A 13,041-nucleotide genomic window follows, 5' to 3' on the forward strand; every position below is an offset into this window, starting at 1 on the left:
CCATTTTGGAGGTATACCATGTTGACTCGGGAGTACTGGGGGCGTGCACCATCGTTAGGCTTGATTCCGAGACCGGCTGAGTCTTTGCGAATCAACACAAAGACACACCACAGAAACAACGCAGGTCGGGGGAATAATGGGCAGGCGACTCCCCTCTGCCCCGCCCGTTTTGTCGGGCTACACCTATGTACGCCCCCTCGGTACCGGTGGGTTCGCCGACGTTTTTCTGTTCGAGCAGAACCTGCCGCGCCGCTCAGTGGCGGTCAAGGTGCTGCTGCAGGACATCGTCGACGACGACGTCCTGCGCTCGTTCAACGCCGAAGCGGATGTCATGGCGCGGCTCAGCTCGCACCCTTCGATTCTCACCGTGTATAACGCGAGTATCTCAGCCGACGGTCGCCCGTACCTCGTGATGGAATTCTGCCCCGGCTCGTACTCCGCCCGCGAACGCGCGGAGCCGCTGCCCGTGGCGACCGTGCTCAATGTTGCCGTGCGAATCGCCGGCGCCCTCGAGACGGCGCACCGCTCCAAGGTGCTGCACCGCGACATCAAGCCGTCGAACATTCTCACCACCACCTTCGGCGGTCCGGTGCTCGGCGACTTTGGCATCGCCGCCTCTTTCGCCGGTGGCGCCAGCGGTGCAGGCGGCGAACTATTCGCCATGTCGCTGCCGTGGAGCGCTCCGGAGGTCGTCGACGAACGCACGACCGGCACGGTCGCGACCGAGGTGTGGTCGTTCGGCGCCACGCTCTACTCACTGCTGGCCGACCGGGCCCCGTTCGAGCTGGCCGTCGGCTCCAACGGGTCGCGCGCGCAGCTGAAACAGCGCATCAAACGGGCAAAATACACGAGCATCGGGCGAGCGGATGTTCCTGCCTCCCTCGAAAGCGTCCTCGCCCGCATGATGAATCGCGATCCGGCGGCGCGCCAGGCGAGCCTGCTCGAGTGCGCCCACGACCTGCAGCGCGTGGAGCGGGAACTCGGCCTGGCCTTCACCGCGCTCGAGGTGGCGGACGAAGCGTGGGCATCCGCTGGGGCACCCGTTGACTTTGACAACCATGAGTCGCGCGGTGCCGTCATCTCCGATGTCATCATTCCCACGCTGCGCCCCGGCCCGCGGCGCAGCGCGCATCGCCCGCTATCGCAAACCCCGGAGGGTACGCGGCCGGGCTCCGCAGAAACCGGTCGCACGCGTTTCACCCCGCTCACGCTCAGCCTGTTGCTCACCAGCGCGGTCGTTGTCGGTATCGGTGTCACCGTCGGTGCCCTCGTGATCGTCGGGCTGATCTGATGGGCGGAGTCTGATGGCCGGCAAACGCACTCGTCAGCGCCGGTTTGTGGTCTCGAAGGCACGCCTCGGCGTCATTCGCATCGCCGCGGTCGCCGCGATCGGTGCGCTGCTGGCCACGGTGGCCATCGTCGTCGATGGTTTCGACGTGAAGCAGACGCCGGTCAACGCGAGTTCGATCTGGGCCCTGCAGAGCGGCGACGGCAACCGGTACGCCCGCATCAATACGGATCTCGGCGAACTCGACACGGTGAAGACGGTGCCGGCACCGAGCGAACTGGTGCAGACCGACTCCACCGTGCTGCTCTTCGCGCAGAACAACGAAAAAGTCGTCGACGTGAGCCTCGCGGCACCGCTCGACCTCGGCAACGACGCGGGCGACTACGACAGCACGCCGGCCGGAACCCGAACCATCGCGTCATCGACCTCGTGGGTGGGTTACCTCACGAGCTCGGGAACGGTCTTCGCTGGTGCGGTGGGCGCGGCTGATGCACCGCGCCCAGTGAACCCGTACATCGACGATGAGGTCGCCCCGGGTGATACTCCCCGCGCGTATCGCTCCGATGCGATCGCGATCACCCCCGAGGGGGTGCTCTACAGCTACTCGAGCGACGCCGAAACAGTGCTCCGCTACTCCATCACCGAGGCCAGAATGCTCGGCGAGGACGCCATTACCGACGGTCCGGCCGAACCCGGAAGCCAACTGAGCGTGGTTGGCGATACCTGGGCACTGCTCAGCGTGGCCGGCGACGAACTCTGGCTGGCCGGTCAGGGCGAACCGGTCAAGACCGACCTGAGCGAACTGGCCGTGCTGCAACGCCCGAGCGGCAGCGCCGACGATCTGTTCATCTCCGACCAGACCGGCCTGGTCGCCTTCGCGCTCGCCGACGGTGCACGCACCGCGCTAATCGGGGACGCCGAGACCGTGCTCGGGGTACCCGCCGCACCGACGCCCTTTAAGGGAGTGCGGTACGCGGCCTGGCTGCCCGCCTCGGGAATCGCCGGCACCTTGTTCAGCGAGATCGCCGGCGAATCCCCGCTGAGCTTCGGCGCTGGCACGCCGAACGGCGACGCCGCCCCCGCCTTTCGTGCCAACGAATCGCACCTGATCCTCAACGACACCCGCAGCGGATGGGTGTGGACCATTCCCGACGGGGCCCTCATCGCGAGTTCCCAGGACTGGACCCTCGCCGCCGCCGAGGAGCCCCACCGTCAGGACGACATCGAAGAAGCCTCCGAAGTCGTCGAACCGAAGGCCCCCGTTGCCATGCCGGATGCCTTCGGCGTGCGCGTGGACCAGCTCGTCAGTCTGCCGGTGCTGCTCAACGACCACGACGCCAACGACGACGCGCTCAGCGTCGTGCCCGCCTCGGTCACGGGCCTCGACCCCTCCTGGGGCACCGTCAGCGTGACCGACCAGAACCAGGTACTCGCGGTGCAGGTGGCCCCGGGCGCCAGCGGCTCGGCAACCTTTAACTACGCCATCACCGACGGCTCGCGCACCGACGGCCTCGACTCCCCTTCCGCCTCGGTCACGCTCACCGTGCACGGCGACGACGTGAATTCGGCACCGGTCTGGTGCGGTACCGACGGCTGCCTGCAGGATTGGCCAAGCCCCGAGGTGCAGCCCGGCGGCACGATGACCGTTCCGGTGCTGCCCGGCTGGGTCGATCCCGACGGGGATCCCCTCTTCGTCGCATCCGCTGTGAACACCACCGGGATCGGCTCGGTCAGTGTGACGCCCGCTGGCGTGCTCGTCTACAAGCACGCCAACGCGGCCGAACAGACCGCGCAATCGGCCGTGATCCTGGTGCGCGTCTCCGACATTCACGGAGCGTCGGCCGAAAAGGTGCTTACGATCGTGGTCACGCCGACCCCGCGACTCACGGTCGAACCGTTCGCGCTGCTCGCCGCAGTGAACGAACGCCTCACGGTGAATCCGGCCATCTACGTCGCCGGCGCTGCCGGCCTCTACCGCATCGAGTCGGCCACGATCCCGACGAGCGCCGAGGGCTCCACCGTTGCCGTGACCGCCAACGGTACCGCCTTCGACTTCGCCGCGACCGCGATCGGTAATTACATGGTCAGCCTCACGATCGCCGACGACGTGAGCGAGGTCGTATCGCTCGTGCGCATTTCGGTGGTCGCAGCGGATTCCGGGGCGCTCGCGACCTCCCCGGTGACCGTTTTCGTGCGGCCCAAGGCCGACACCAGCGTTGACGTCTTCACCGCCGTCTCCAATCCGGCCGGACGGGTGCTGCTGCTAGGCGAAGCCATTCCCGAGACCGTGCTCGGCGCTTCGCTCAGCGTCGACGTCGTCGGGCAGAACGTGCTGCGGGTGCGCGGCTCCACCGCCGATGAACGGCCGGGCAAGCTCGGCACCGTGCGTTACACCGTGTCGGACGGCACCGAGAACCCGCTGTACACCGTGCGCGGCGAGGCCACCGTGTACCTGCTCGAGGCTCCCGTTCCGCAGGCGCCGATCGCCATGAACGACAGTGTCTCGGTGCGAGTCGGCGCGCAGATCGACATTCCGGTGCTCGAGAATGATGTGGCGTCCGACGGCAACATCGTGATACTCAACGCCGAATCGGTGCAGAACCGCAGCGACCAGGGCCTGGCCTTCGCGGCCGGCGCCGAGCTGCGCTACCTCGCTCCGAACGAACCGGGCAGCTACGAACTCGCCTACAGCGTTTACACAGCGGGCGCTCCCGAACTCATCGACTCGGCCGTGGTCTCGGTCGAAGTGCTCGCAGAGGGTGACAACACGGCGCCCCAGCCGCGCACCCTGTACGGTCGGGTACTCTCGGGCGAGACCATCGAGATTCCCTTCGACAGCTTCGGCACCGACCCTGACGGCGATACCGTCGTGCTCGATCGAATCATCACCCAGCCGGCTCGCGGAACGGCGTCGATCAATGCCACCGGCGACGCCATCGTCTACTCGAGCCCCCTCGACTATCACGGCGCAATTGAATTTCAGTACCGGGTGCGCGACAGCGGCGGGGCCACCGGACTCGCGCTTGTGCGCATCGGGGTGCTCGACCAGCGCTCCAACCCAAGCCCGATCACCTTCAGCGACTACGTCGAGGTGCAGGCCGGACCCGACAGCCAGGTGGTAGTCTTTCCCGCCGCCAACGACATCGAGCCCGGCGGCGGCAGCCTGACCCTGAGCCTGGTCACGCCAGACGCGGCGGCCGGAACCGCCGAATACGACGCGCTTGCCGGGCGTATCGACTCCGTCACCGACGAACGCGTGGTGTTCACGGCCGCCGACGAGCCGGGCCTGCTCACTTTCGTCTACTCGGTGACCAACGCCAATGACGACGTCGCCCAGGGCTTCATTGTGGTCAAGGTCGTGCGCTCCTCCGTTCCCGACTATCCGGTCGTGATTGACACGACCCTCGCCCTGGACGAACGCGCTGCATTTCCCGACGGTGTCGACGTGGTCACCGACAAGGTCTCCTGGAACTCCGGTGACGTCTCCGACCTCAGTCTGACTCTGTGGGGCAGCCACCCGGGCCTCGAGGTATCGGGCTGGAAGATCAGCGGCAAGGTTCCCGACGAGGGCCTGCTCGCCCCGTTCGCACTGACCGGACTGAACTTTCAGGGGATCGAGGTGACCACCTACGGGTTCCTCCGCATTCCGGCGAAGGACGCCATCATCATCGCGCTCAAAAAGGGCAAGGTCGACCAGATTGTCCGGGAAGATGCCCTGGTCAGCTTCAACCTGACCAGCCTCGTGTCGATCCCCACCGGGACCAACCTGGAATTGCAGCGCACGGGCATCCGTTCGTCGGGGGAGCGCAAAAATGCGACGTGCAGCTTCGAGTCGGGCACGACGGTGACCTACACGGCCGGGTCTGACGCGCCGTGGACCGACTCCTGCACGGTGCCGGCGCGCATCGACGGGCAGGAGGACTACACCCAGCTCGTCGTGCCGATCGTGGTCGAGCCGCTCGACCCGCAGCCGGAACTGCGCCCGGCGGCGCTCACCGCCAGCTCGGGCTCCGAGGCCATTCGTTACGATCTCAGCCACATGGTCGAGTGGCAGGGCAAGGGTGACGTGCCAGCCCTGACCTTTGCGATTGACTTCGCCTCCGACCAGTTCACCGTGACGCAGGATGGCGCGATCCTCACGATCGGTGTCGCCGACAACGCCGTAGCCGGCCGCGAAGCAGCCGTCACTGTGAGCCTGTCGAGCCACCGCGACGCGGTTGCGTCAGTGCTCGCCCTGAAAGTGGGCCCGGCGCCGAGCGAACTGCCCAAGGGCGGCACCGTGGCCACGCCCTGCACCCAGTCGTCTGGCTCGAGCTGCTCGATTGCCGTCGTCGGCACGGCCGGCGAGGTCAACCTGTACCGCGGCACCCCGCTCGTACTGGTCTCCGTCACTGCACCGAGTACCTGCGTCGGTGTGTCGTTCGCGGTCGAGAATTCCAGGAACGTTCGGGCCAGCTGGTCGGGTGACACCGCCGGCGGCGTCTGTGAGGCGAGATTCGTGGTGCGTGACGCGCAGGGCAAGCTCAGCGCCGGAAGCCGCAACGGGTCGATCACCCTTGACCTGCAGGGCTACCCGACGGCGCCGAACGAGGTGAAGCAGATCGCCTATGGTGACCGATCGATCACCCTGTCGGTCAGTCCCGGCGGCGCCAACGCGGCCTACCCTGCGCTCGAGGGGTTTAATCTGTACCGTAACGGTGCCTCGGTGGCTCGCTGTGACACGTCGGGCAACTGCGGCAAGATTCGCACGAGCGAGAACGGCCAGAAAGACCTCTACGAGGCGAAAGCCGTGAACGCGGTCGGGGAATCCCGTAGTGCCGTGAGCATCAGGGCCTGGTCGTACGACACCCCGGGCATGGGCGCGCTCTCTGCTGCGCCGGTCTTCGAGGAGGGCCTCACGAGCGAAGGGACCGGTGCCGTCAACGTGACCATCGAGAATAACGACGCCTCGACCAATCGGTACAGCATCAACGGCACCGAACACCCCGTGACTACGCCCGGCGTCGGAACGACCGTATTCACCCTCGCGCTGGCCGTAGGCAACCAGACCATCACGGCGACCCCGCTCAGCCGGGACGACCAGCCGGCGGGCAGCGGACCGACCGATGAATCGATGTCCCAGACCGTGCTCGTGGCCGGATCGCCTGCCATCACTTCGATCGGGGAGCTGAGCTCGCAGCACCGATCGATCACCGTGACCGACGCCGCGTTCGATGCCAACTTCAGTGCGGTTTCGCAGGAGGTGCTCTATGTCGCCTCGCTGACCGAGGGCGCCGCCTGCACGCTGACTCCGGCGGGATTCACGCCGGAGGGTGCGTCCTCCTCGGACGACCCGATGATCGGTAACCTGACCAAGCACACGAAGTACTACGTGACGATCTGCTACTCGAACGGCTTCGGGGTCACGACGGCTAGTGCCGGACCGATCACGACCTGGGAGAAGCCGGATGCTCCGGGTGACGGGGAGTACACCTACGGTATGGGCGCGCCGGCCACCGGCCAGTACCTGCTGACGACACCCACGTCGACGGCAGACGTACCACGAGACTTCGCGGTCGACTTCGAGAACTTCGACGCGGTGACCGGTTCGACCGTCTTCGGTTCCGACCCCGGCATTCGGGTGCGGTACTGCACGGAGTCCGACGGCACCCTGTGCAGCGACTGGTCGACGGTCGCGGCGGCGGATGCCTCGCGCGCCTGGCAGGTCAGGTTCGCGGTCACCGGCCTCAATAACTCGGGCTGCGTCATTGGCGGCCCCATCGCGGTCGCCGTCGACGCGACCTCGGCCGGTCTGGCCGAAGCTGTTGTGACCGGTGCAGAGTACGACGTGCCGAACCCGAAGGGTGGTCGGATGTGGGCGTACCGCGGTGGCGCCACCGTTCCTACGGACGCGACCCAGACCAAGAACGTGAACTGGACCATCACGTGGACGGCGGCGCAGACCTCCGGCCTCGTTACGGTCTCCGGTACCACCCAGGCCACGGCTACCGGCTGTTCTGCGGCCCCGACTTCCTGACAATCTCGTGACACTGAAAGAGCCACACACATGACAATCACCCCGGAGCAGTCAGACTGGTTTGCCGCGACCTTCACGATGATGGTCGACAACGTCGAGCAGGTCGTTCTCGGCAAGCGCCACGTGATCGAGCTCGCCTTCACCGCGATGGTCAGCGAGGGCCACTTGCTGCTCGAGGACTTTCCGGGCACCGGCAAGACTTCGCTCGCCCGCGCCATGTCGCAGACCGTTCAGGGCGTCTCCACCCGCATCCAGTTCACCCCCGATCTGTTGCCCGGCGACGTGACCGGCATCACCGTCTACGACCAGAAGACCGGCGAGTTCGAGTTTCACAGCGGACCGATTTTCGCCAACGTCGTACTCGCCGACGAGATCAACCGGGCCAGCCCGAAGACCCAGTCGGCACTGCTCGAAGCCATGGAAGAAGGCAACGTCACCATCGACGGCATCACCCGCTCGACCGGTGTGCCCTTTCTCGTCATCGCCACCCAAAACCCGATCGAGCAGGCCGGCACCTACCGGCTGCCCGAGGCCCAGCTCGACCGGTTCATGATGAAGGCCTCGCTCGGCTACCCCGACCTCGCGTCGACCATACGCATTCTCGAGGGCACCGCTGACGTGCGACACGAACTCGCTCCGGTGATCACCCCGCAGGCCCTCATGAGCATGAGCAACATCGCACGCACAGTGTTCGTGAACCCCCTCGTCTACGACTACATCGGCCGCCTGGTCGAGGCCACCCGCGACGCCCGCCAGGTGCGCATGGGCGTGAGCGTGCGAGGCGCCCGGGCCCTCACCAAGGCCGCCAAAACCTGGGCCGTCGCCCACGGCCGCACCTTCGTCACCCCCGACGACGTCAAGGCCCTCGCCGAGCAGGTGCTGGCGCACCGCATGGTGCTCGACCCCGAAGCGGAGTTCGACGGAGTCACCGCGAGCGCCGTCATCGGCCAGATCCTGCTCGACATCGTACCGCCCAGTCGGAGCGACCTGGCGTGAGTTTTCACACCGAATCGCGTCGCGCACTGACATCGACGCAGTCGCGAACCGCAACCCAGACCCGGTCTGCAACGCACACCCGATACAGCACCACGCGCGCGAGTAAGTCAACGACGTTGACCCTCGTGGGCGCTGTCGTGCTCTGGATGCGGATCTCGCGAGCGGTGCGAAACGGTGTGCAGGCATCCGTTGAATGGGTCGGCGAAACGGTCACGCCGGCCGGATGGGTGGTCGTCACCGCCGCGATCGTGCTGCTGCCGCTCGGCCTGGTCTTCGGCTGGACCGAACTGATCGTGATCGGCTGTGTGGCGGTCGCCCTCATACTGATCTCCCTGCCGTTTCTGGCCGGCGGCCGGGCCTACAGAGTCGACTTCGTGCTGCCGGCCGACCGGGTCGTCGCCGGCTCCGAAGTGCTCGGCACCCTCACCGTCACCAACGTGTCGAAGCGGCTCGAGCTGCCGGGTCGTGTCGACGTTCCGATCGGCAAAGGGCTGGCGGATGTCTACGTGCCGCTGTTGCGCGCCGGCCAGGTTCACGAAGAACACGTTCGCGTGCCCGCCTACCGCCGCGGCGTCATCGATGTTGGCCCGGTTACGACCGTGCGCAGCGACCCGCTCGGCGTGTTCGGCCGCGAAGTGGCCTGGGCCGACGTGAACCGCCTGTTCGTGCATCCGGTGACCGTCTCGATTCCGAGCACGAGCGCCGGTTTCGTGCGCGACCTCGAGGGCAACCCCACGAGCGACATCGTCGACTCCGACATCTCCTTTCACGCTATTCGCGAGTACGCCCCTGGAGACGGGCAGCGGCACATCCACTGGAAGTCAACCGCGAAGACCGGCAAGCTGATGGTTCGGCAGTTCGAGGAGAGCCGACGCTCCCGCCTGGCCATAGTGCTGAGCCTCAACGCCGCCGAGTACGCCTCCGAGGATGAGTTCGAGATGGCGGTCAGCGCTACCGGGTCGCTCGGCGTGCGCGCTATTCGCGACGGCCGGGACCTCGCCGTCGTGGCGAGCGAGGAGATCCCCGATATCGTGCGCAGCAGCATCCGTTCGGTGCGCAGCCTGAGCGTCGTGTCGACGCGCACCCTGCTCGATGATCTCACCGCGATCGAGGCCAGCCCGCACGCCATGAACGTCGAAGACGTCTGTGTGCTCGCCGCCCAGGTGGTGCCCGATATCTCCATTGCGTTCGTGGTCTGCGGGTCGACAATGACTGCCCGACGCCTGCAGGCGCTCACCCTGAAATTCGCCGGCAACGTGCAGGTCGTCGCCGTTCTGTGCAACCCCGACGAACAGCCAAGCTTTCGCGACCTTGCCGGCACGAGCGTGCTGACCATCGGCGTGCTCGACGACTTTCGCTCCCTGCTCAGCCGACGAGCCGCATGAGCACGCCAGCGATTCCTTCAGTGGACCGAACAGTGACGGTAGCGATTCCCCTGGTCCGGCCGCGCCGTGCTCCCGAGGGCCGCCGCCGTCCCCGCGTGATCAACGCCCTGTTCGTCGTGGCGATGATGCTCGTCGCCGTCTGGGCTGCCTGGCCGATCTACCAGGACACCAGCTACCTGGTGATGGCGGCCGCCGCCATCGCGGTCGGGCTGGGCCTGGCCTGGCTCGGCACCCTCCGCGGCTGGTCCTGGTTTACCGTGTTGCTGAGCGTGCTCGGTGCCTACCTGCTGCTCGGCGTTCCGCTCGCAGTCCCGACCGCAGTCACCGGCCTGCCGGGCGTTCTCGGCGGACTGCTCGACCTCGTGACCGCCACGGTGTTCAGCTGGAAAGAGCTCGTCACCATCCAGCTGCCCGTCGGCTCCTACCAGTCGCTCCTGGCGCCCGCGTTCCTCATGTTTCTCAGCGGCACCACGGTGGCGCTATCGCTGGCCTGGCGCGGCGGCCGACTCTTCGCCCTCGCTGTGCCCCTCATTTTTGCCGTGCAGTTGTTCGGCCTCGTCTTCGGGTCAAGTGCCGTGAGCATTCCGCTGACCGTGCTCGGCTTCAGCCTGCCGGCACCCCGCGAAAGCCTGATCGGCCTCGCCGGTTTGCTGCTTGCCTTCGGCTTTCTGGCCTGGCGCACCCACCTCGCTCGCAGCGAAGCGCTCGACCTGGCTGCCCGCTCAACCGGGGTGCAGCGCACTCTCGGCGGTCTCGGCGGTCGCATGCGTCGGGGCGTCCTCGCCGGCGGTGTACTGCTGCTCGCCATCGGCGTCTCGGTCGGCGGGCTCTCCGTTGCCTGGGCGACGCCGGCCCGCGAGGTGCTGCGCAGCAGCATCGACCCGGCTGTTGAACTGCGCGAATACGTCAGCCCGCTCAGCCAGTACCGCAGCTACTTCAGCGCCGAGCTGTACGACGAGGAGCTGTTCACGGTGACCGGCGACACCGTCGATACCGCGACCGACGGCGCTGGCGCAGCGTCGCGCGTGCGCCTCGCCGTGCTCAGCTACTACGACGGCGAAGTCTTTAGGGTCGTGAACCCCGCTGCGGGCGAGAACGACCAGGCCTCCGCTTTTGCCCGGGTGCCGCACTCGCGCGGGGCATCCGCCGGGAGCGTCACGACCAGGTTCGACATTGCCGGGTACACCGGCGTGTGGATGCCGGGGGCCGACGCGGTGTCCAGCATCCGCTTTGCCGGTGCCCGTGCCGCTGACCTGAGCGACGGCTTTTTCTACAACGCGGGCACGGCATCCGGTATTCAACTCAACGCCCTTAAAGACGGTGACCGCTACACGATGGTCTTCGAGCCCCAACCGGATGCGCCGACCCTAGCCGGTCTCGCCCACCCGGCCGGCAACACGATCGACGAAACGCTAATTCCTGCGAGCCTCCGCGACTGGGTCGACGCTCAGGCGGTCCCGAGCGACGGCACCGGACTGGCCGAACTCGTCACGCGGCTGCGCGAGCGCGGCTATCTCAGCCACGCCCTCACCGTGCCGACCGTCGACTCCTGGACCGCCGACCTCGCCGATTATCAGTTCATGCCGAGCCTGGCCGGGCATTCGGTCTCCCGCATCGACGCACTCTTCACCGCGCTGCTCGAGAAGCAGAACAGCACGACCGCCACGGAGAATTCCCAGTTGGTGGCCGCGATCGGCGACGACGAACAATTCGCGGTGGCGACGGCGCTGCTCGCGCGCCACCTCGGGTTTGAGTCCCGAGTGGTGCTCGGATTCGCCCTCGGCGCTTCGACGGATTCCGGTGCGCCCGGCGCCTGCCCTCAGGGCGTCTGCTCGGGCCAGAACCTGGCAGCCTGGATTGAAGTGGCCAGCGGCGACGGCAACTGGGTCACCGTCGAGACGACCCCGCAGTTTCAGAACCCGCTGTCACCCATCGACGACACCACCCGCGACCCGCAGTACAACACCGAGGTGATCGCGGAAGGCGCCACCGAGCAGCGCGCCCCCGAGGCGAACCCGACCAGCGGTGAAGACCAGCAGGAAGAGGACCAGGTCACCGGCCCCGACCTGGCCTGGCTGTTCGCGGCCCTCAAGGTCGGCGGCGTCAGCCTGGCCATCCTGCTGGCGATCAGCACGCCGTTCCTGATCATTCTCGGCGCCAAAATCAAACGCCGTCGCGACCGCGCGCGCGCTGCCGACGTGTCGGCGCGGTTCGCCGGTGGCTGGGACGAATACATCGACGCCGCCGTCGATCGCGGCCTCGCCGACCAGGGCAGCAGGACCCGGGTCGAGATCGCGGCGCACTACGAGTCGGTCGGCGGTGGCGTGCTCGCCAACCTCGCCGACCGCGCCGTGTTCGGACCGATACCCCCCGCGACCGGCGACAGCGACGCCTTCTGGGCCCTCGTAACGGCGGAACGGGCCGGCTTAGCCGCGAGTGGCACCCGCCGAGACCGCTGGCGTGCTGCCGTTTCCCTGCGTTCCTTTGCTCGGCTAGCGGATGGCGGCCGACTCTTCAGTTTTCGACGACGCACGTCGCGATACGACACGACCACCGTGCGCCCGAACCGGCGCGACACCAGCAGATTGGGGGAGCGGTCGCCCATCAGCGGTCGCGAATCATAAATGGATGAATCATCTGGAGCGGTGATCGCTGGAATAGCTGTGGCCGTGCTGGTCAGCCTCGGCCTGTACGTGTTCGCAGCGATCGCCCTCGGCAAGATCTTCGTGAAGCTCGGGGAACAAGCTTGGAAGGGCTGGGTGCCGATCGTCAACACCATCACCCTGTTCGAACTCGGTCGCTATTCGGCCCTCTGGGTGGTTGGTTTGTTCATTCCGGCCGCGAACGTCGTAGCGTTCGTCGTCTTCATCATGGCGGTCAACAACGTGAACCGACGCCTGGGACGCGGCGGGGGATTCACCCTGCTCTATCTGGTCTCCTTTCCCATCTGGGCCGGCGTTCTCGGCTTCGGAAAGAGCGCCGACACCGGCTGGATGCCCGGCATAGCGGCGACCGGATACGTGCCGTTCGCCCCGGTGACGCCGTTATCGATGACGCCGGTGGTGTTGGATTCCGCGGCCGCTGGCCCTACCGGTGCCCCCGCACCCGTCGGGCAGATCGCAATGCCGCCCGCGCCGCCCGTAGCGTTCTTGGCAGCCGCTCCGCCCGCTCCGCTGGCCTCGACGACACCGCCCGCTCCGCTGGCCTCGACGGCTCCGCTCGCTCCGCCCACCGTCAATGGTCTGCCCACCGGACCGCCGCCGTTCTATGTGAGCGCACCGCCGGCACCGCCCGTGGTCGCGGCGACGCCTGCCCCGCCCGCACCCTTTGCACCGCCGGTGGTCGCGGCGCCGCCC

6 protein-coding genes are annotated in these 13,041 nt (G+C 67.1%); all 6 read left to right on the plus strand.

Annotation, left to right across the window (positions count from 1 at the left end; all coding sequences use genetic code 11):
- Positions 1-136: 136 nt before the first annotated feature.
- The gene (locus E3T47_RS14170; RefSeq protein WP_134556698.1) at positions 137-1,291 is read left to right on the plus strand and encodes a serine/threonine-protein kinase; all 1,155 of its coding nucleotides are present in this window, start codon (positions 137-139) and stop codon (positions 1,289-1,291) included.
- 13 nt (positions 1,292-1,304) lie between these two features.
- Entirely contained in the window at positions 1,305-7,304 is a 6,000-nt protein-coding gene (locus E3T47_RS14175) for an Ig-like domain-containing protein (protein ID WP_134556699.1), read from the plus strand.
- A gap of 30 nt (positions 7,305-7,334) precedes the next feature.
- Entirely contained in the window at positions 7,335-8,300 is a 966-nt protein-coding gene (locus E3T47_RS14180; protein WP_134556700.1) for an AAA family ATPase, read from the plus strand.
- On the plus strand, positions 8,297-9,685 hold the full coding sequence (locus tag E3T47_RS14185) for a DUF58 domain-containing protein (protein ID WP_241982284.1): 1,389 nt from the start codon (positions 8,297-8,299) through the stop codon (positions 9,683-9,685). The genes E3T47_RS14180 and E3T47_RS14185 overlap by 4 nt, the downstream gene beginning before the upstream one ends.
- A 20-nt stretch (positions 9,686-9,705) precedes the next feature.
- Positions 9,706-12,309 carry a transglutaminase domain-containing protein gene (locus E3T47_RS14190; protein WP_166805729.1) on the plus strand — a complete coding sequence of 868 codons (2,604 nt, stop codon included), beginning with the start codon at positions 9,706-9,708 and terminating at the stop codon, positions 12,307-12,309.
- A partial coding sequence (locus tag E3T47_RS14195) for a DUF5684 domain-containing protein (protein ID WP_241982285.1) occupies positions 12,310-13,041 on the plus strand: 732 nt, incomplete at its 3' end.

It is taken from the genome of Cryobacterium ruanii (assembly GCF_004404055.1).
Lineage (GTDB): Bacteria > Actinomycetota > Actinomycetes > Actinomycetales > Microbacteriaceae > Cryobacterium > Cryobacterium ruanii.

Excerpts from the sequence above, each read along its gene's own strand:
- E3T47_RS14175 (WP_134556699.1), top strand. The coding sequence starts at position 1,305 with ATGGCCGGCAAACGCACTCGTCAGCGCCGGTTTGTGGTCTCGAAGGCA.
- E3T47_RS14170 (WP_134556698.1), top strand. The coding sequence starts at position 137 with ATGGGCAGGCGACTCCCCTCTGCCCCGCCCGTTTTGTCGGGCTACACC.
- E3T47_RS14180 (WP_134556700.1), top strand. The coding sequence starts at position 7,335 with ATGACAATCACCCCGGAGCAGTCAGACTGGTTTGCCGCGACCTTCACG.